A 21259-nucleotide genomic window follows, 5' to 3' on the forward strand; every position below is an offset into this window, starting at 1 on the left:
GATATTAAACACGATAAATCCGCTATTGCGGAACCTACATATGATGGGAAAAGTATGAAGAACTGGAGAACTCTCATTTTTGGATTGATGTTTTCAGTGAGTACTGCCTTCGCTGCGCCTCAGCAAATGGATAAAATTGCTGCGGTTGTTAATAACGGAGTGGTACTGGAAAGCGACATCAACAGCCGCTTACAATCTGTCAAACTGGATGCGCAACATGCCGGCCAGCAAATACCGGACGAACAAATACTTCGTCATCAGATTCTTGAGCGTCTGATTATGGATAATATCCTGCTACAAATGGCAAAACAGATGGGGATCGCTATTCCTGATCAAGCATTGGATTCTACCATTGCCAATATTGCAGCTCAGAACCACATCACTGTGGAGCAAATGAAACATCGCATTGCTGCTGACGGCATGAGTTTCGATACTTACCGTGATCAAATCCGTAAAGAGATGATGATAGCAGAAGTGCGCAATAATGAAGTTCGCCGTCGCGTCACCATTCTGCCTCAGGAGATCGACGCCTTAGTCAAACAAATTAGCAGCCAGAACACCAACGATACTGAACTGAATATCAGCCACATTCTGATCCCATTACCAGAAAACCCTGATCAGGCACAAATGGAAAAAGCCATGACGGTAGTGCAGAAAATTATGTCTGAACTTAAACATGGCGTTGATTTCGGTAAATTAGCTATCGCCTACTCTGCTGATCCACAAGCGCTGAAAGGCGGCAATATGGGTTGGAGTAGACTTGAAGAATTACCAACCCTGTTTGCTGAACAACTGCAATCAGCTCAGAAAGGCGCCATCGTTGGCCCAATCCGTTCCGGTGTTGGTTTCCATATTCTCAAAGTCAATGATATCCGTGGCGGTAACCCAACCATCGCCGTCACTGAAGTTCACGCCCGCCATATTCTATTGAGAACGTCCCCTGTCATGACCGATGATCAGGCGCGCGCCAAGTTGCAGCAAATCGCCAGTGATATCCGCAGTGGAAAAACCGATTTTTCCGATGCTGCTAAAGAGTTCTCAGACGATCCTGGCTCCGCCCTACGTGGGGGCGATCTCGGCTGGAGCACCCCTGATATCTATGATCCTGCTTTCCGTGACGCATTAATGCGCCTGAATAAAGGTGAAATCAGCCAACCTGTTCATTCATCTTTTGGCTGGCATCTGATCCAACTGCTGGACACTCGCAAAGTTGATAAAACAGATGTTGCTCAGAAAGATCGTGCTTACCGTATGTTGTTCAACCGTAAATTCACCGAAGAAGCCCAAAGCTGGATGCAGGAACAACGCACCTCAGCTTATGTGAAAATTTTAGATGGCAGCGATGCACAACAATAAACCGATTATTATTAATAAACCGATTGTTATTACCCCCGGCGAGCCTGCCGGGGTTGGACCCGATTTAACGGTTGCTCTTGCTCAACAAAGTTGGCCAATGCAATTGGTCGCTTGCGCAGACCCCAACCTGCTTCTCGACCGAGCCAGACAACTTAATTTACCTTTGCAATTACAAGAATACTCTGCTGACAACCTTTCCGAACCACAGGCTGCCGGGACGTTGACAATATTGCCAGTTCCTCTTCATGCTTCCGCAATCGCCGGCGAATTGAATCAAGAAAACGGCAGATATGTTACCGAAACACTGGCACGAGCCTGTGACGGCTGTTTAAACGGAGAATTTTCAGCATTAGTCACAGGACCGGTTCATAAAGGGAATATCAATGATGCTGGCGTGCCTTTTATCGGCCATACCGAATTCTTTGCCGATCGCAGTGGATGCCAGCGAGTTGTCATGATGCTTGCGACAGAAGAACTTCGGGTTGCCCTGGCAACGACGCATCTACCTATTGTTGATGTACCAAAGTCCATCACTTTCGATAGTCTGCGGGAAGTGATTACTATTCTTAACCATGACTTAAAAACAAAATTCGGCCTGGCAAAACCCTGTATTTATGTCTGCGGTCTGAATCCCCATGCGGGCGAAGGCGGCCATATGGGCCGGGAAGAGATTGATGTCATTATTCCGGCATTAACCAGCCTGAAAGCAGAAGGCATTGTGCTGGAAGGCCCTTTACCGGCAGATACCCTGTTTCAACCTAAATATCTTCAACATGCAGACGCCGTGCTCTCTATGTATCACGACCAGGGATTACCCGTGTTAAAATACCAAGGTTTTGGCAGAGCAGTGAATATTACATTAGGCCTGCCGTTTATCCGTACTTCGGTCGATCATGGCACAGCGCTGGAACTGGCCGGGACAGGTCAAGCTGATGTGGGGAGCTTTATCACCGCATTGAATTTAGCAATTAAAATGATACAAAACAGTAATGAATAACAGAGTCCACCAAGGGCATTTTGCCCGTAAACGTTTCGGGCAGAACTTCTTAACCGATCAATTTGTCATTGATAGTATTGTTTCCGCTATCAATCCACAACCCGGCCAGGCCGTATTGGAAATTGGCCCCGGTCTTGGTGCATTGACAGAACCGGTCGGAGAGCGAATGGATAAAATGACCGTCGTTGAACTCGACCGCGATTTAGCCGCTCGTCTACAAATTCATCCACAATTAAAAGATAAACTTACCATTATCCAACAAGATGCCATGACGGTTAATTTTAGCGAATTGTCTCAGCAAAGAGGGGAGCCGCTGCGCGTCTTTGGTAATTTACCTTATAATATTTCCACGCCGTTAATGTTCCACCTTTTCAGCTATACTGATGCTATTGCTGATATGCATTTCATGTTGCAAAAAGAGGTGGTGAACCGTCTGGTAGCTGGCCCCGGAAGTAAAGCTTTCGGGCGTTTGAGTGTCATGGCCCAATATTATTGTCAGGTTATCCCTGTGCTGGAAGTACCGCCAACTGCGTTTACTCCCGCACCTAAAGTCGATTCAGCCGTTGTACGTCTGATACCGCACAAAAGCATACCTCACCCCGTCAAAAATATTCGTATGCTGAGCCGGATCACGACTCAAGCTTTCAACCAACGGCGTAAAACCATCCGTAACAGCCTCGGTGATCTTTTTACTGTAGAACAGCTAACAGAACTTGGTATCGATCCAAGTACTCGTGCAGAGAATATTTCTGTTGAGCAGTACTGTAAAATGGCAAACTGGCTATCAAAACAACCTGAAATGCAGTCATAACAGGAGTCAATTATGATTAATACGCCCAGGGTTTCTATTCAGGTACAAAGTGTTTACGTAGAAAGCCAATCGTGTCCCGATCAACAGCGTTTCGTTTTTGCCTATACAATCACTATCCGAAATCTTGGGCGCGAACCGGTCCAGTTAATTAATCGTTACTGGCTGATTACCAACAGTGATGGCCATCAAACGGAAGTTCAGGGGGAAGGCGTTGTTGGTGAGCAACCCATAATCCAGCCAGGGACCGAATACCGTTACACCAGCGGCGCAATATTGGAAACACCTTTGGGTACTATGCAAGGCCATTATGAAATGGTCGATCACAATGGTGAGCCATTTCGCGTTGCCATACCGGTTTTCCGCCTAGCTATCCCAACGCTGATTAATTGATTATGTCTACATATCTCATTGGTGATATTCATGGCTGCTATCGTGAATTACGTGCTTTATTAACTACAGTCGATTTTGATCCTAAAAAGGACACGTTGTGGTTAACGGGAGATTTGGTTGCCCGCGGCCCGGATTCTCTTAAAGTTCTCCGGTATGTTAAACAGTTAGGCTCAGCCGCAAAAGTGGTATTAGGCAATCACGATCTCCATTTATTGGGCGTTTATGCCGGGATCAGCCGTAATAAACCTAAAGATAAAATTGATACGTTATTGTCTGCGCCAGATGCCGATGAATTAATTAATTGGTTACGCAAACAACCGTTACTACAGTGCGATGATGATCTAAAGCTGCTCATAACACATGCCGGCATTACGCCTCAATGGGATTTAGAAACAGCCAAAATGTGCGCCAGCGAAGTTGAAACCATGCTCAACAGTAGCAGTTACCCCCTATTTCTCAATTCCATGTATGGGGATATGCCAAACAACTGGTCACCAGAACTCTCTGGACTGGCGCGTTTACGTTTCAGTACCAATACATTGACACGTATGCGTTACTGTTTTCCAAATGGTCAATTGGACATGTTGTGCAAAGATAAACCCGAAAACGCCCCTGCGCCACTAAAGCCTTGGTTTGAACTGCCACGCCAGATCTCATCAGAATATGCCATCGTTTTCGGTCACTGGGCATCATTAGAAGGCCAAGGAACGCCCGATGGATTTTATGCATTGGATACAGGGTGTTGTTGGGGAGGACAACTAACAATGCTACGTTGGGAAGATAAACAGTACTTCACACAATCGTCATTACCGCAGTAAAACAGCATTAAAGCCAGACACGCCGTGAAAAAAGCTCATCGGCGTGTTCTATCAAATTAGAAGCGACGTTGTAAAATCTCAAAACAGTAGCTGTGAGAATTTAGTTCATCGGCATCATGGTATTCAGTAAATTCAGAATCCCACTCATCCGGTTCATAGTCAGGAAAATGCGTATCACCTATCACTTCTGCATCGATGTGCGTCAGGTACATACGGCTCGCTCGTGAAATAAATTGGTCATAAACTTTACCGCCGCCCATGACCATAACTTCTTCTGCATCACCCGCCACAGCCAGTGCTTCATCAACTGAGCTGACCCAGGTTACACGTTCATCATTACCCGGCTGATTACTCAATACAATATTGAGCCTCCCCGGTAATGGGCGACCTATGGCTTCATAAGTCACTCGCCCCATAATAACGGGTTTATTCAATGTATTACGTTTAAACCAGGCCAAATCCCCCGGCAGATTCCACGGCATTTTATTCTCCATGCCGATAACCCGATCCATAGCTAAAGCAGCGATCAAGCTGATATTCATTAAGTCACCTTATAGGCAAATAGTATAAAAATTGATGACACTATACGGAAAGGGATGTACCCAGTCGATAGGCTCAACGCTTTCTTAAGTACAAAAGATTAATTTATACTTGCTTTATTACTTAAGACATTTATTGATCAAAATAATAACAAAGCTAATATTAACTATAGGGTACATTATGCTGGAAACATCACTAGTCGTCATCACTATCTCAACGTTGGGTATGCTCTCTCCCGGTCCTGATTTCTTTCTGGTAGTCAAAAATGCCATACGTTACCAACGCTCTGCCGCCATGATGACAGTAGTGGGCTTAATCGCCGCTATCACTTGCCATATGGCTTATTGCGTCGCCGGGTTGGCTATTGTTATCACCACAACACCGTGGCTATTTAATCTGATGAAATATGCCGGAGCGGCTTATCTTATTTGGATTGGGATCAATAGCCTGCTTTCACGCGGTGGAAACACTCTCACTTTCGATGATCAACCACGCCAAATTGTTACTTTCAAAAAAGCGTTTATGCAGGGGTTCTTATGTAATTTGCTCAATCCCAAAGCAACGTTGTTCTTTCTGGCAATATTTACTCAAGTGCTAAACGTCAATTCTGGTGTTGGTGAGAAATTATGGTATGCCTCTATTATCTGGGGATTGTCGGTCATCTATTGGCCGCTATTAGTCATATTGATCCAGAGTGCTCCAGTACGCCGCGGATTAGCTAAAACTCAGAAAATTATCGATAAACTACTAGGCATTATTTTGATTGGCTTAGGTGTCAAAGTGGCGCTGGGATAACAGACAACGATTCTTTCTCTTTAATTTTTCAATCAACATAAAAAAGTGCGCTTAATAAAGCGCACCTCAAAATCCAGCGCTGATTTATTCGAGTCTGTACATTATTCTTGTTATTGGGTTAACACTGTGATGCCACCTAATTTATCAACTTAAAACCCGTTTTTCCTGACATTTTCTCTTCCAATATCAGTATTGGATTGAGTTTTTCATCCACTTTAAAAAATCTTTAATCACGGCCTCTTACCTTTAATGATTAAATTTTTTACCCGCCCTTTCATCGTGGGAGCTCATCCTATCCCGATTGCCAGATACCATCACGCGAAAACTGAAAGAGTCATGTCTGGCGTAAGTAACAATATCTCCATCCTTATCGTGATTTAACGACATTTAATATAATAGATTCCCCATTATCAGGATTAAAAAACCGATCATTGATCACATTTCGTACTATTCATTCTGACAGTCAATTAATTTCACATTAGAATAGTTTAATGATGTCACTATTAAATCATCAATATTCTCTGTGGGTAGATGATCATTTTATCACCGAAGCCTGACCACAGATAATTAGGTCACTTATTGGTCAGCGCCGCTGACGTTTTTACACTTAAATTAAACAAAAGGGAAAGTACGATGAGTAAACTCATCAACTCCGTGGCGAGAGGCACGAGTTATCTTTTAATTTACCTGACGGCAATCCAGCCGCTACACCCGGCGATTGCCGCGGGAATCACACCGGATAATAACCAGACTCAGGTAAAAAATCAGGGCAATGTCCCGGTGGTGAATATTGCTACGCCGAATGACGCGGGGATATCTCACAACACCTATAAAGAGTTCAATGTCGCCACTCAAGGCGCCGTACTGAATAACGCCACTCAAACGGCTAAATCACAACTGGCAGGACAACTTAACGCTAACCCTAACCTGCATGGCAAAGCAGCGGAACTGATTATTAATGAAGTGACCGGCAGCGGACGATCTAATCTGCAAGGCCAGTTGGAGATTTTCGGCAATAAAGCCAATGTGATGATTGCCAACCCTAATGGCATTACTTGTGATGGCTGTGGTTTTATTAATACTTCGAGTGCAACGCTGACCACGGGTAAACCCCAATTTGATAAACAGGGCGCGTTGGAAGCATTGGAAGTTAAAAAAGGCCAAATCACCATTGGCGGCAAAGGGTTAGATGGCAAGGCGACAGATTATGTCGATATTATCAGCCGGGCGACTGAACTGAATGGAAAAATTCAGGCGAATAACCTGTCTCTGACGCAAGGCGCTAACCGAATCAGCTTAAAAGACGGCACAGTTAAACCTGTCGCTGGCGAGGGTGCTAAACCACAATTAGCCATTGACACCAAAGCGTTAGGCGGCATGTACGCCAATAAAATCCGACTGGTTGCCACTGAAGATGGCGTTGGCGTGAATTTAAAAGAGTTAACCAGTCACCAGCGTGATATTACTTTAAACGCCAATGGCAAAATTGAACTGGGAAATATCACAGCTAAAACGGACCTGAATATTGTTGGTAAAGAAACCCATATTGCGCCAAATATTAAAGTGCAAGCGGGACGGGATATTACTCTGGAAAATACCACGCTAGAGAATAAAGGCAGTGTAACCGCAGGTCGCGATATGCGGATCTTTGGCGACACTGTGCGAAATACAGGCGACAAAGCTTTGCTACAAGCCAATGATAATATGTGGATACAGAAAGATGCTCAGGGGAATAAAGGTAAATTAGTCGAGAATAGATCTGCGACGATAAAAACCGTGAAGGGGGATTTGGTCGTCAGGACAAAGGAATTGAATAATACTCGCAATATCTTTGTCATGCAAAATAAGCAAGCCACGCCAGATTTCACAGATAGAGATATGACTATCTTTAGTGATATCAGTATTTTTGGCTCACCCTATACGATAACAGCAGAGTTGACTCCCCTTCCTGACAAATGGTTTGGGCATGCCTATTTTAGTGGTATTGGCCTTGAAGAGGATGGGACAGGAAAAGCTTATTTAAATAATAGCAGGATTAACAGTATTGTATTAAACAATTCTCAGCCCGGTCTTATCTTCTCTGGAAAAAACGCTTACATTAACAGTAATAATGTGTCCAATCAAATCAGTCAGATTAAGGCTGAAAAAGATATTTTCCTGTCTGGAAATAGGTTTATTAATGAAAGCAAAAGAAAAAGTTCACTCAATAATTTTATTATTTATGATCTTAAACTTGAGCCCGCGCCAACGGTATATACTTATAAAAAATCAGGAGAAACCAAAATCTGGAATGATGAGGACAATGTCATTGAGCCAGCAAGCGTCATCGCGAAAGGTAGCATTGTTGCTGATTTCAAAGACAGTATTAATATTAATACCGCACTTCCTTATGACATTAAAACGGTCTCAGAAGTTAATATTAAAGAACGGCCAGCAACATTATCAGCAGAAAATATTATTCTCCATGCCGGTCAAATTAATATTACTGATAAAATAAAGGCAATTAATGCATTAGATATTATATCTGAAAAAGATATTAATCTTAATGATGCCTCACTGCTGTCATCAAATAATTTATCTATGACAGCCATCAATAATATTCATTCTCTGCAAAGTGAGATAAAAGGAAAAAATATTACTCTTATCAGCCGAAATGGAGATATACGATTCCAGAGCAGTGAAAAAACCGGTTATTTTAATGCAGACAATACCCGCAGAATGAATACATTAGAGGCTCATGGTAATTTAACAATCAACGCCGGTAAAAATCTACTTTTACAAAATACATATTTAACGCCAAGTACTCATATCTCTCTGACAGCAAATAATGATATTGAAATAGAAAACAATGGACTGCTATTCTCACGACAAACGGGTCCTATGCATCCAGACCAATGGGATAAAAATCTACTTAATGCTATTTTGCCTGAACAAGAGAAAGCAAGTTTTAAGCCTCTATTACCCATGACCGGCGTTTTAACTGCCTCAGAGTCATTGATGATTAAGGCTGGTGGTAATCTTTTCACTCAAGGGGCTTTCATCTCAGCCGGAAAAGATGTTTATTTAAGTGCGGCAAAGCATATTGCGCTCAATTCTCGTGAACTGATTTTTCATAGACTAGAAGAGCTTTTCTTATCGGGTAATTATGTCCCACCTTTACGTTCAATAGAATTAGGTAGCAGAATCACGGCAAAAAATAATATCAGCATAATGAGTGGTGGAGATATTAACGGGAAAGCCATTCAGATACAGGCCAACGGAAACACATTATTATCCGCAGGCAGAAATATCACATTACCTTTCCTGACTTATGTTTATTCCCCAATTCAATATCGCAATGATAACGACAAAGAGAATCTCCATTTCATGGCTCAAATCCGGGGCGATAAAAAACTGACAATAGCGGCAAATGGCGCTATCACCACAGCGGGTTCTAAATTGACTTCGGGTGGTGATGTCATACTTTCCTCCGGTGGCAATATGCGCTTAGAATCAGTGCAAAATCACACTTATCGGGAAAACGGCAGTGAATCCACCGAATCAGTGACTCAGAACGGCACTGAATTGACCAGCGGCGGCATACTGACGGTTATTTCAAACGGCAGCATTCTATTCCAGGCCACCAAACTCGCGTCCAAAGGGGCAATGGATATCGCGGCGAAAGGCGGTTATCTCTACGCTCAGGCGATGGAAGAATCCAGCCGCTATGAAAAAACAGAAACCAAACGCAGGTGGTACGGCAAAAAGAAAACCACCACACGCACTCGTCATGATGTTACGAACAAAGTCACCGAATTTACCGCTGGCGGCGATATCAATCTGTTAAGCCGGGATGACAGCACCTATGAAGCCAGTAAAATCGCCGCCAATAAAAATGCCAAACTGACCAGTACTCACGGTAAAGTCAATTTCAAAGCGGTCAAAAACAGTACCTTTGAACAGACGATTACCCATTCCAAAGGCTTTTATATCAAGCAGACCGATAAAGGCTATACCGAAAACAAATGGGTGCTCCCTGCTATTCATATCGGCGGAAAATTCACCGTAGAGGCGGCCAAAGGAGTTAGCGCGGATATCAAAGCCCAACATGGTCAAGCGCTACAAAATGCAGTATCAATATTCGGCAATACGCCGGAAACCGCCTGGCTGAAAGGACTCAATGAACGTAAAGACGTTCAATGGAATTTAGTCAAAGATGCCTATGACAGTTGGGATTATAAAAGTCAGCATCTAAATCCGGTGGTCTCTGCGGTCATCGCGATTGCAGTCGCCGCTGCGACAGCGGGAGCCGGATTAACGGTTTCCGTTGCCGGATCAGCCGCCAGTACCGCGGGTTCAGCCGCCACGGCAGCGGGCGCTACTGCCAGCACTGCCGCCGCCATGAGTTCAGTCGCTTACGGCGCGACCGCTTCCGGCATGGCCGCTCTCGCTTCTCAGGCAGCAGTAGCGTTGGTGGATAATCAAGGTGACTTATCCAAAACCTTAAAAGTAATGGGAAGCAGCGATACGGTTAAATCAACTGTCACTTCAATGGCAATTGGCGGCGCACTGGCGGGTTTTGATAACGTGATGGGATGGGATAAAGCCGCCAATGGCACACAAATTGACCCGGCAAAAGCGACACTACCTAAACTGAGCAATAGGGACTGGAGCAAAGTGGCTCAACGGATCGCAGGTCAATCCCTTATCAGTTCCAGCCTGGGTACAGCCATCAATGGCGGGAGTTTTAAGGACAATTTTACCACCGCATTACTGGCTAATATTGGCAGCCAGATTAACGCCGAGGGTGCCGGGTTGATTGGCAAGAATGGTCAGGTGTTAGGTTTACCCGGAAAAGCCATCAGCCACGCGGCGGTTTCTGCCCTTGCGGCGGAAATTGGCGGCGGTGATGCCAAAGGGGCGGCTGCCGGGGCATTAGCGGCAGAATTGGCCGCGATAACATTGGATAAAACATTCAATGATCCAATGAAAATTCAGGCGGGCGGCAAAATCATTGGCAGCGTTGCAGGCGCCATTGCGACCAATAGCGCCAAAGGCGCTAACAGTGGGGCCAATGCCGGAGAAATGGTTATTCTCTTTAACCACCTGAACTCCATGAATGCCTACAATCTGGCGAGAGAGCTCCAGGAAGCTAATAAGCAAGGAACGCCTACCGAAACAATCTGGAACAAATACAACAAACTGAGCGCTGCGCAACGGGCAGAAATGTTGTCTACCTGTGCCGGGAACGGTGGGTTATGTACATTGACCTATCAGGCTGAAATGGACGGTGGGATAAAAACAGCAGATGCTATTAGTGGCTTAAGATGGATGTTTAACTTATCGGCTGAGGATGCTCATCGTATCAGCCAGTTTGTGACGACAGAAAACCAGAACGATTTAGGGCTGTTATATAACTCACTGCCTGCCTGGGAAAAAGGTGCACTAATAGCCAAAGAAGCGGTAGAATCTGCCGGTATTGGTGGTGCTATCGGCGGTAAAGCTTCCGTTGCTTCAATTGTTAGGAAGAATAAACAACCTTATCAACCGAATCAGGGTGCTGTTGGTAATATGGGAGAATTTTTTAAGCAACAGGGATTTGGGAGTCAGATTAAAAACGGTACACTTAAAACCAGCAAACGATATCAGGGGCAGAGTATTTATCAAGCTAAAACCAAAATGGGTGACAATATTAGTAAAGGTGACCAAATATATTTAGACGGGTCACACAAGAATCATTTAGAAGTATTTGATAGTAAAGATAAGTTCAAGTTCGTTCTTAACTTGGATGGGACTATAAACGATGATAAAACTCGTGCAGGAAAGGGAAGGAGGCTAAAAGTTGACTAGAATCAGTTCATTGAACGAATCAAAAGAAGCGTTAGTTAGACTGGCTCAAATCTGTAATATTCCCAAACGTGAATTATATGATGAAGGAAATACAGATTATACACTCAATCTGGATGAGGAACTGAATCTCAGTATCAATCGATTATTGGATGCTTTTTCTTTATTACAAAAAGCACTTGATCAGGAAGATATGATCGCTGTTCAAGCTGCTTTAAATCGAGCACGAGCTAACTCAATGGATCTAAGCAATTTTTTCGGGAATATATGTGAAGATATAGAAATGATAGGTTGGACAGATCGATATAATTGGCCGAAAATTCCTGAAAATTATAAGATCCCAGACCACTATAATTACCCTGAAAATAAAAAATAATAACCACCCCAGCTAAAAGGCTGGGGTTCAACTTATTAAAAAAGTGCTGATTTTTAGTCGGTATTTGGCTCCAATAAAAATTTGCCAGCATGTTAAAGCCATCTAAATTTTTCCTCCAGAAAGGAGCTCTCTTGAGTAACTGATGGAGATATCGGCAATAAAGCTTCGGTTGCTTCGATTGTTGGGAAGAATAAACAACCTTATCAACCTAATCAGGGTGCTGTTGGTAATATGGGAGAATTTTTTAGACAACCCGGATTTGGAAGTCAGATAAAGAATAGCTCAAGTAAAACCAGCCAAATCTATCAAGGCCAAAGTGTTTATCAAGCTAAAGATGTGGTCGGAGATCATATAGCTAAAGGTGATAAATATTATCTTGATGGTATGCATAAAAATCATATTGAAATATTTGATAAGAATGGGAAATTCAAATCTGTTCTTAATTTAGATGGTTCGTACAATGAAGTTAAAACTCAAAAAGCTATGGCTGAAGGACGGAGATTGCCAAAATGATAGACCATATTCCTCTTGATAGAATGAAAAAAGACTTTTTGCTTATTCTCAACCAAAAATCTATTGGTACGATAGATACGGATAACCTATCAGTAAACTACAATGACCACTTAGATAAAAGACTAAAAAGATATTTAACTTTATTGTGTGATACCGCTGAGTTGCTAGCTAATGCGACAGAAAATAGAGATGAAGTAACTGCACAAGCAGCTTTATTGAGAATCCGTAGTCATTCAATGAGTTTATCTAGTTTCTTTGAAGCAATAACTGAAGATGTAGAAGTATTGCTTGGTCTGAATGGCTGGCCAAAGATCCCTGATAATTACATTTATCCATCTAGTAAATAATAATCCCAACCATGTATGAACCGAAAGCCCACATCACGTGGGCTTTCGGCCTTTTACCAATAATCACCAGATGTGCGTAAACAAGCTAGTAATACACCAAGAAGCCAATAAGCAAGGAACGCCTACCGAAGCAATCTGGAACAAATACAACAAACTGAGCGCTGCGCAACGGGCAGAAATGTTGTCTACCTGTGCCGGGAACGGTGGGTTATGTACATTGACCTATCAAGCTGAAATGGACGGTGGGATAAAAACAGCGGATGCGATTAGTGGCTTAAGATGGATGTTTAACTTATCGGCTGAAGATGCCCATCGCATCAGCCAGTTTGTGACGACAGAAAATCAGAACGATTTAGGGCTGTTGTATAACTCGCTGCCTGCCTGGGAAAAAGGTGCATTAATAGCCAAAGAAGCGGTAGAATCTGCCGGTATTGGCGGTGCTATCAGCGGTAAAGCTTCGGTTACTTCGATTGTTGGGAAGAATAAACAGCCTTATCAGCCGAATAAAGGTGCTGTTAGTAATATAGGAGAGTTTTTTAAACAGCCAAGATTTGGGACCAGATTAAAGACGGCACACTTAAAACCAGCAAACGATATTAGGGCAGAGTATTTATCAAGCTCAGGGTAAACTGGGTGATATAATCAAGAAAGACAATCAAATGTATCTGGATGGTGCGCATAAAAATCATCTTGAACTTTTTGATAGTAAAAATAATTTTAAAGCAACCCTTAATTTAGATAGTCCAGTAAATGTGGATAAGACCAAAGCTGGTCAAGGGAGGAAACTTAAAATTGACTGAAATAAACAAGTTAAATGACATAAAAACGATTTTAGTCGAGCTAGCAGCAGCTTGCAATATCTCAAAAAATAAGCTTGATAATGATGGTAGCCTTGATTATTCGTTAAATTTGGATGATGAACTGCAAGATGAGCTCAAAAAATTGATATCCATGTTTGCAGTATCAAAAAAAGCCCTTGACCAAAATGATATGGTTGCAGTTCAGACAGCATTAGTAATGGCTAGGATATATGCAATGAATTTACGTAATTTTTTTGATGGAATCTTTGAAGATATCGAAATGATAGGTTGGACAGATCGATATAATTGGCCGAAAATTCCTGAAAATTATAAGATCCCAGACCACTATAATTACCCTGAAAATAAGAAATAATAACCACCTCAGTTAAAAGGCTGGGGTTCAATTTATTAACAAAGCGCTGATTTTTTTATCCGGCATTTTGTCAGTAATAAATAATAAGTGCGCTTTCTCAAGCGCACCTTATTTATTACTTCAATTAATCATAATACGGACTGGCTATTAATCGCCGCATGCATTTCTTGTACAGAAATCACCTGCTCTGTTGGATCTGCGCTTAGTGCCATTGTTGTAGCAAACCCACCATTTAATGTGGTGTCATAATGTACTTTATATTGCAATGCGCTACGGCGAATAAGTTTGGAATCCTCAATTGCCTGACGACCCGCAGTCGTGTTTACAATATAGCTATATTCACCATTTTTGATTCTGTCCTGAATATGTGGACGCCCTTCGTGAACTTTATTCACCAGACGAGGGTTAATCCCGGCTTCACCGAGTACAACCGCAGTACCATGAGTCGCATCCAGTTCAAAACCCTGTTTCAGCAACTTAGCGGCCAAATCCACAACCCGGCCTTTATCACCTTCACGCACTGACAGAAGCGCTCTACCACTTTGCGGAATTTTAGCGCTACACCCCAATAGTGCTTTTGAGAAAGCTTCGGCAAATGTACGCCCAACTCCCATCACTTCTCCGGTTGACCGCATTTCAGGCCCAAGAATCGGATCCACACCGGGGAATTTATTGAAAGGCAATACAACCTCTTTCACCGAATAGTATGGCGGGATGATCTCCTCAGTTGCACCTTGCTCAGCCAGAGATTGACCAACCATCACACGAGCTGCAACTTTCGCCAGTGGTAAACCGGTCGCTTTAGAAACAAATGGCACAGTACGAGCTGCACGCGGGTTAACTTCAATCAGATAAACTTCGTCATCCTTGACGGCAAACTGGACATTCATCAAGCCACGTACACCCAATTCAAATGCCAGTTTTTCTACCTGCTGACGCATGACATCCTGAATTTCCTGATTTAGGGTGTAAGCAGGCAGTGAACAAGCTGAGTCGCCGGAATGTACTCCAGCCTGCTCAATATGTTCCATAATGCCGCCGATCAATACCCGTTCACCGTCACAGATAGCATCAACGTCCACTTCCACGGCATCATCAAGGAAGCAATCAAGCAATACCGGGGCATCATTAGAGACACTGACCGCAGTCTGGAAGTAACGGCGTAAATCAGCTTCGTCGTATACGATTTCCATTGCACGGCCGCCCAAAACATAAGATGGACGAACCACCAGCGGATAACCCAGAATGTTTGCCTTCTCAACTGCGCGTTCTATCGTGGCCACTGTAGCATTTTCAGGTTGTTTCAGGCCAAGGCGATTGACTGCCTGTTTGAAACGTTCACGATCTTCCGCACGATCAATCGCATCCGGGCTGGTGCCAATAATGGGAACACCGGCAATTTCCAGTTCACGCGCCAATTTCAGCGGAGTCTGACCACCATACTGAACAATCACCCCTTTTGGTTGCTCAACACGTACAATCTCAAGAACATCTTCCAAAGTCACCGGTTCAAAATAGAGGCGGTCCGAAGTATCGTAATCTGTTGAAACGGTTTCCGGGTTACAGTTCACCATGATGGTTTCATACCCATCTTCACGCAGCGCCAAGGCTGCATGCACACAACAATAGTCGAATTCAATCCCTTGCCCAATACGATTAGGGCCGCCACCCAATACCATGATTTTTGGCTTGTCACTATTTGGATTAGCTTCACACTCATCTTCATAAGTGGAATACATGTATGCAGTATCAGTCGCAAATTCTGCCGCACAGGTATCAACGCGCTTATAAACCGGATATAGATTATATTTGTGGCGCAGTTTACGGATCTCTTTTTCGGCCACACCAACCAGTTGCGCCAGACGTGCATCTGCAAAACCTTTACGTTTCAGATGACGTAGGAAGTCGGCCGTCAAGCTGTTAATGCCCTGATCTGCCACCTGCTCTTCCAATCGCACCAATTCTTCAATTTGCACTAAGAACCAACGATCAATATCAGTCAGGTTAAAAACACCATCAATAGACATACCCGCACGGAAAGCATCAGCGATATACCAGATACGCTCAGCACCTGCATCTTTTAATTCGCGACGAATTTTAGTCAATGCTTCTGGATCATCTAAATTGACTTTCGGATCAAAACCGGTTGCCCCGATTTCTAAACCACGCAATGCTTTTTGCAGAGATTCTTGCTGAGTGCGGCCAATCGCCATCACCTCGCCAACAGATTTCATCTGAGTTGTCAGACGATCATTGGCCCCTGCAAATTTCTCGAAATTAAAGCGGGGAACTTTAGTGACTACGTAGTCAATAGAAGGTTCAAAGGAAGCTGGCGTGCGACCGCCAGTGATATCATTCATCAATTCGTCAAGGGTGTAACCGACAGCCAATTTAGCGGCAATTTTAGCGATCGGGAAACCTGTCGCTTTCGAAGCCAGCGCAGAAGAGCGGGAAACGCGTGGATTCATTTCGATGATAACTAAACGGCCGTTTTTTGGGTTCACCGCAAACTGTACGTTAGATCCCCCAGTTTCTACGCCGATTTCACGCAATACCGCCATCGAAGCGTTACGCATGATTTGATACTCTTTATCCGTCATCGTTTGCGCCGGGGCGACCGTGATGGAATCACCAGTATGAATCCCCATCGCATCAAAGTTTTCAATAGAGCAGACGATAATGCAGTTATCATTTTTATCCCGCACGACCTCCATTTCATACTCTTTCCAACCAATCAGAGATTCATCAATCAAGAGTTCGTTGGTTGGTGAAAGATCCAAACCGCGCTCACAAATTTCCTCGAATTCTTCACGGTTATAAGCAATACCGCCGCCGCTTCCTCCCATAGTAAAAGAAGGACGAATAATACAAGGAAAACCGACTTTATCAGCAACTGCCAACGCTTCTTCCATTGAATGGGCGATACCAGAACGCGGAGTTTCCAAGCCGATCTTTTTCATTGCTATATCGAAACGGCGGCGATCTTCCGCTTTATCAATCGCATCTGCGGTAGCGCCAATCATGGTAACGCCAAACTCTTTCAGAACTCCCTGACGCTCCAGTTCTAGCGCACAGTTGAGCGCAGTTTGTCCGCCCATTGTTGGCAGAATCGCATCAGGACGCTCTTTTTCAATGATTTTACGTACCACTTCCCAGTGGATCGGCTCAATATAAGTAGCATCGGCCATTTCTGGATCAGTCATGATGGTAGCAGGGTTCGAGTTCACCAGAACGACACGATAACCTTCTTCCCGTAACGCTTTACAAGCTTGTGCTCCTGAGTAGTCAAACTCACAAGCCTGACCAATAACAATCGGGCCAGCTCCCAGAATCAGGATACTTTTAATATCAGTACGTTTTGCCATTTTATTTTCTCCTGATTACTTGGTGTTATGACGATTATTTTTCTGACAATACTGTTCAATTAGGTCAATAAAGTGATCAAATAACGATGCTGTTTCATGAGGACCTGGGCTGGCTTCTGGGTGCCCCTGGAAACTAAATGCAGGTTTATCCGTGCGATGAATGCCTTGCAACGTACCGTCAAACAGAGATTTATGAGTCACATTCAGATTTGACGGTAGTGATTTCTCATCTACAGCAAAACCGTGGTTTTGGGCAGTGATCATAACAACATTACATTCAAGATCTTTTACCGGATGGTTTCCACCATGATGACCGAATTTCATTTTCATGGTTTCAGCGCCACTAGCTAATGCCAGCAATTGGTGTCCAAGACAGATACCAAAGATTGGAATCTCTGTCTCAAGCAGGGTTTTGATTGCTTCGATTGCATAGCCACAAGGCGCCGGATCCCCCGGTCCATTAGATAAGAAAATACCATCTGGATTCAGTTTCAGTACATCTTCAGCCGGTGTCTGGGCGGGAACAACTGTCAGCCGGCACCCACGATCCACCAGCATTCGCAAAATATTACGTTTCGCGCCAAAGTCATAAGCAACAACATGATAAGGCAGATCCTGTTCTTGCTTATCTTCCTGTAATCCCTCCGCCAGCGTCCAGCTTCCCTGTAACCACGGATAAATCTGTTTAGTTGTCACCTCTTTTGCTAAATCCATTCCTTCCAACCCCGGAAATGCTTGCGCTTTTTCCAGAGCAACCTGAGCGTCAATCTGCTTACCTGCTATAATACAACCATTCTGTGAACCCTTTTCTCTTAATAAACGCGTAAGCTTACGGGTATCAATATCTGCTATCGCAACAATATTATGGCGTTTAAGGTAATCGGAAAGTGTTTCTTCGCAGCGGAAGTTACTGGTCAACAGTGGTAGATCACGAATCACTAGCCCTTGGGCCTGTACTTTTAGTGATTCTTTATCGACTGAGTTAACACCGACATTACCAATATGGGGATAAGTAAGAGTGACAATTTGGCGGGAATAGGAAGGGTCTGTGAGAATTTCTTGATATCCGGTCATCGAGGTATTGAAAACCACTTCCCCAACTGCCGCCCCTTCCGCACCGATGGCACGACCGTGGAATTGGGTTCCGTCTTCCAGAACCAATATAGCTGACTTAACCAAAACACCCTCCAAAGAATAATTACTCGCAACTAGTGCATATTAATTCAGATTTATTCCTCAAAATCAATGCCAAAGCTGCTTTTTAGGCAAAATTTTGGCAAATTGCGCGCATTCTAATGATGAGAGGGAGAGTTGTCTACAAAAAATGTTACTTTTCTTATTTTTTTACACATTACACTGGGTGAATTAATGCAATAAGACTAAAAACAGCAACAAAACTAATTTAGAAAACGGTAATCAGCATAGAAAACTTGATTATCAGATGAAAAGCTGAAAATAATCATAAAAAAGAGAAAAAAGCAGAAAATTAAGGCTAAAAATAAGACAAAAATAGAAAAAATAAACCAAAAAATAATAAAATCAAACAAAGGAAATAAAAATCGCACAATAAAATTTTTAATTATGCGATATCAATAAATTACAAAAATTTTCTTTCAAAGTAAGTCGAGATTCAGCACATCTTTCATATCAAAAAGACCACTGTTTTTACCACTTAGCCATAAAGCAGCCTTTACAGCGCCATTTGCAAACGTCATCCGACTGGAAGCCTTATGAGTTATCTCTACTCTCTCCCCAATATCTGCAAACATAGCGGTATGCTCACCCACGATATCCCCGGCACGGATAGTCGCAAAACCAATACTTTTCGGATCACGTTCACCGGTATAACCTTCACGGGCATAGACAGCACACGCTTTAAGATCCCGCCCCAAAGCATGAGCAATAGATTCTCCCATTGCTAAAGCTGTTCCTGATGGCGCATCCACTTTATGGCGGTGATGCGCTTCGATAATTTCGATATCGCTATACTCACCCATCACTTTCGCGGCTTTTTCCAATAATTTAAGTACCAGATTTACACCCACGCTGAAATTCGCGGCAAAAACAATCGGGATATCAGCAGAAGCCTCTTTAATTGCCTGTTTACCAGCCTCATCAAAGCCCGTTGTACCGATCACTATCGCTTTACCGTTCTGGCGACAAATTTCAAGATGAGTCAACGTTCCTTCCGGGCGGGTAAAATCGATAAGAACATCAAAATTATCAACGATACTTTTCAGGTCATCACAAACAGTCACACCTGTATGACCAACACCCGCCAACTCTCCGGCATCGGTACCAATCAGAGAAGAACCAAAGCGCTCCAAAGCTGCGCCAAGAGCTACACCATCCAATTGATAAATAGCCTGAATCAACTGACGTCCCATGCGCCCGCCAGCGCCAACAATCGCAACACGAATATCTGTATCAGCCATAAGCCCTCACTATGAAGTTAGTCCTTTTCCTGATTTAACACGATGATCAGTCAGATGAATACTTTAAATAAAGATTATACACACTACTTTATTCTTACTTATCGTGATTATTTAGCGAATTTCTTTGACTTCAACTCGTAACTCTTTCGGCACTTCAAACACAATATTTTCTTCGCGGCCATGTAATTCCCTAACGGAATCAGCCCCAAAATTTTTCAAGCGTTCAATAACTTGCTGAACTAAAATATCTGGCGCAGAAGCGCCAGCGGTTACACCAACCAGAGAGGTGCCGGTAATCCACTCTTCTTTAATATCCTCAGCAGAATCTATCAGATAAGCAGGCTTACCAACTCGCTGAGCTAACTCAGCAAGACGATTTGAGTTAGATGAATTCTTCGATCCCACAACCAAGACAACATCAGCATCAGACGCCAAATCTCGTACCGCTTCCTGACGGTTAGTCGTCGCATAGCAAATATCATCTTTACGGGGACCGACGATGTTCGGGAATCGCGCATTAAGCGCATCAATCACTTCTGAAGTATCATCAACAGATAACGTAGTTTGTGTCATAAAACACAGGTTATCTTCATCTTTGACTTTCAAGTTCCATACATCTTTAGGGGATTCAACCAGATACATGCCACCTTCCACATTGTTGTACTGGCCCATTGTTCCTTCAACTTCGGGATGGCCGGCATGACCAATCAGAATAGCTTCTTTACCCTTGCGACTGGCTCTTGCGACCTCCATATGGACTTTCGTCACTAACGGACAAGTCGCATCGAACAACATGGTCAAATTGCGAGAACGCGCTTCCGCTCGGATAGCCTGTGAAACACCATGCGCCGAAAAAATCAGAATCGCGTCATCCGGTACTTCTGAAATTTCTTCAATAAAGATAGCCCCCCGCTTGCGCAGGTTGTCTACAACATAACGGTTATGCACAACTTCATGACGAACATAGATTGGCGCGCCATATAATTCCAGTGCGCGTTCTACGATACTGATAGCTCGGTCAACACCGGCACAAAAACCGCGAGGGTTAGCCAGCAATATCTGCATGGTTTTCCTCCAATTGTGGATCAATTTCCAACACTTCAATTTCAAACGTGACGTTCTGTTCAGCTAACGGGTGATTGAAATCAACCGTTACAGACTCTTCTGTTACGGCTTTGACTACACCCGGCATTTCACTGCCATTCATCGCCGTAAATAACATTATAGTGCCGATTTCAGGAATACCGGTTTCAGCAAAATCACGCGGAGTAAAATATTGGATCAGATCAGGATTTGGTTTACCAAATACAGCTTCACCAGCCAGAGTAAAACTATGTTTATCTCCCTCTTTTAGCCCAGTAAGCTGCTGTTCCAAAGGTGAGGAAAGGGTTCCATCACCTAAACGAAATAATGCAGGTTTGCCCTGAGTGTAAGTGGAGTCGGCAGTAGAGCCGTCTTGCAGTTTTAAAGTAAAATGCAGTAAAACTGCACTATCCGCCTGCACCTGGTTTGACATA

19 protein-coding genes are annotated in these 21259 nt (G+C 43.5%); 13 read left to right on the top strand and 6 right to left on the bottom strand.

The genetic code is table 11. From position 1 onward, the window contains the following. Positions 1 to 54 precede the first annotated feature (54 nt). Genes surA through apaH form a run of 5 tightly spaced genes read left to right on the top strand, consistent with a single transcriptional unit; the run spans position 55 to position 4372 of the window. On the top strand, positions 55 to 1356 hold the full coding sequence (gene surA / locus TI10_RS12895; RefSeq protein WP_049583733.1) for a peptidylprolyl isomerase SurA: 1302 nt from the start codon (positions 55 to 57) through the stop codon (positions 1354 to 1356). Beyond that, positions 1334 to 2353: a 4-hydroxythreonine-4-phosphate dehydrogenase PdxA gene (pdxA, locus tag TI10_RS12900; protein WP_049583734.1), complete on the top strand. Its 1020-nt coding sequence runs from the start codon at positions 1334 to 1336 to the stop codon at positions 2351 to 2353. The genes surA and pdxA overlap by 23 nt, the downstream gene beginning before the upstream one ends. After that, a complete protein-coding gene (rsmA, locus tag TI10_RS12905; protein ID WP_049583735.1) occupies positions 2346 to 3164 on the top strand; it encodes a 16S rRNA (adenine(1518)-N(6)/adenine(1519)-N(6))-dimethyltransferase RsmA in 819 nt (272 codons plus the stop codon). Before pdxA ends, rsmA begins: the two co-directional genes overlap by 8 nt. A gap of 12 nt (positions 3165 to 3176) precedes the next feature. Further along, positions 3177 to 3554, top strand: a complete 378-nt coding sequence (apaG, locus tag TI10_RS12910; protein WP_049583736.1) for a Co2+/Mg2+ efflux protein ApaG — start codon at positions 3177 to 3179, stop codon at positions 3552 to 3554. A gap of 2 nt (positions 3555 to 3556) precedes the next feature. After that, positions 3557 to 4372 carry a bis(5'-nucleosyl)-tetraphosphatase (symmetrical) ApaH gene (gene apaH, locus TI10_RS12915; protein WP_049583737.1) on the top strand — a complete coding sequence of 272 codons (816 nt, stop codon included), beginning with the start codon at positions 3557 to 3559 and terminating at the stop codon, positions 4370 to 4372. A 56-nt stretch (positions 4373 to 4428) separates the two neighbouring features. On the opposite strand, the gene folA is transcribed toward apaH, so the two are convergent. Continuing rightward, positions 4429 to 4914, bottom strand: a complete 486-nt coding sequence (gene folA / locus TI10_RS12920) for a type 3 dihydrofolate reductase (RefSeq protein ID WP_049583738.1) — start codon at positions 4912 to 4914, stop codon at positions 4429 to 4431. 178 nt (positions 4915 to 5092) lie between these two features. On the opposite strand from folA, the gene TI10_RS12925 reads away from it, so the two are divergent. The 8 genes from TI10_RS12925 to TI10_RS12955 all read left to right on the top strand — a co-directional run bounded on the left by TI10_RS12925 (position 5093) and on the right by TI10_RS12955 (position 13942). Continuing rightward, positions 5093 to 5707: a LysE family transporter gene (locus TI10_RS12925; RefSeq protein WP_049583739.1), complete on the top strand. Its 615-nt coding sequence runs from the start codon at positions 5093 to 5095 to the stop codon at positions 5705 to 5707. Positions 5708 to 6340: 633 nt separating this feature from the next. Continuing rightward, the gene (locus TI10_RS12930; RefSeq protein ID WP_080985047.1) at positions 6341 to 11536 is read left to right on the top strand and encodes a DUF637 domain-containing protein; all 5196 of its coding nucleotides are present in this window, start codon (positions 6341 to 6343) and stop codon (positions 11534 to 11536) included. Next, positions 11529 to 11909 carry a hypothetical protein gene (locus TI10_RS12935; RefSeq protein ID WP_049583740.1) on the top strand — a complete coding sequence of 127 codons (381 nt, stop codon included), beginning with the start codon at positions 11529 to 11531 and terminating at the stop codon, positions 11907 to 11909. The genes TI10_RS12930 and TI10_RS12935 overlap by 8 nt, the downstream gene beginning before the upstream one ends. 231 nt (positions 11910 to 12140) lie before the next feature. Beyond that, positions 12141 to 12422 (top strand): hypothetical protein, encoded by a 282-nt coding sequence (locus TI10_RS12940; RefSeq protein WP_049583741.1) that lies wholly within the window; start codon positions 12141 to 12143, stop codon positions 12420 to 12422. After that, on the top strand, positions 12419 to 12769 hold the full coding sequence (locus TI10_RS12945; protein WP_049583742.1) for a hypothetical protein: 351 nt from the start codon (positions 12419 to 12421) through the stop codon (positions 12767 to 12769). Before TI10_RS12940 ends, TI10_RS12945 begins: the two co-directional genes overlap by 4 nt. A 70-nt stretch (positions 12770 to 12839) precedes the next feature. Further along, the gene (locus TI10_RS12950; RefSeq protein WP_049583743.1) at positions 12840 to 13397 is read left to right on the top strand and encodes a hypothetical protein; all 558 of its coding nucleotides are present in this window, start codon (positions 12840 to 12842) and stop codon (positions 13395 to 13397) included. Between the two features lie 31 nt (positions 13398 to 13428). Next, positions 13429 to 13569, top strand: coding sequence for a hypothetical protein (locus tag TI10_RS25060; RefSeq protein WP_155416478.1), 141 nt, complete (start codon positions 13429 to 13431; stop codon positions 13567 to 13569). Then, entirely contained in the window at positions 13562 to 13942 is a 381-nt protein-coding gene (locus TI10_RS12955) for a DUF6853 family protein (protein ID WP_049583744.1), read from the top strand. The genes TI10_RS25060 and TI10_RS12955 overlap by 8 nt, the downstream gene beginning before the upstream one ends. A gap of 128 nt (positions 13943 to 14070) precedes the next feature. Here TI10_RS12955 and carB read toward each other — a convergent pair whose 3' ends face one another. From carB to fkpB, 5 genes are all read right to left on the bottom strand, one after another. Then, positions 14071 to 17307 (bottom strand): carbamoyl-phosphate synthase large subunit, encoded by a 3237-nt coding sequence (gene carB, locus TI10_RS12960; RefSeq protein ID WP_049583745.1) that lies wholly within the window; start codon positions 17305 to 17307, stop codon positions 14071 to 14073. 15 nt (positions 17308 to 17322) lie between these two features. After that, the gene (gene carA, locus TI10_RS12965; protein ID WP_049583746.1) at positions 17323 to 18486 is read right to left on the bottom strand and encodes a glutamine-hydrolyzing carbamoyl-phosphate synthase small subunit; all 1164 of its coding nucleotides are present in this window, start codon (positions 18484 to 18486) and stop codon (positions 17323 to 17325) included. A gap of 434 nt (positions 18487 to 18920) precedes the next feature. Then, complete coding sequence (gene dapB, locus TI10_RS12970) at positions 18921 to 19742, bottom strand: 4-hydroxy-tetrahydrodipicolinate reductase (protein WP_049583747.1); 822 nt, start codon at positions 19740 to 19742, stop codon at positions 18921 to 18923. Between the two features lie 111 nt (positions 19743 to 19853). Beyond that, entirely contained in the window at positions 19854 to 20807 is a 954-nt protein-coding gene (gene ispH / locus TI10_RS12975; RefSeq protein ID WP_049583748.1) for a 4-hydroxy-3-methylbut-2-enyl diphosphate reductase, read from the bottom strand. After that, positions 20788 to 21258, bottom strand: a complete 471-nt coding sequence (gene fkpB, locus TI10_RS12980; protein WP_049583749.1) for an FKBP-type peptidyl-prolyl cis-trans isomerase — start codon at positions 21256 to 21258, stop codon at positions 20788 to 20790. The genes ispH and fkpB overlap by 20 nt, the downstream gene beginning before the upstream one ends. Between the last annotated feature and the right edge of the window lies 1 nt (position 21259).

Source organism: Photorhabdus luminescens subsp. luminescens (assembly GCF_001083805.1).
Taxonomy (GTDB): domain Bacteria; phylum Pseudomonadota; class Gammaproteobacteria; order Enterobacterales; family Enterobacteriaceae; genus Photorhabdus; species Photorhabdus luminescens.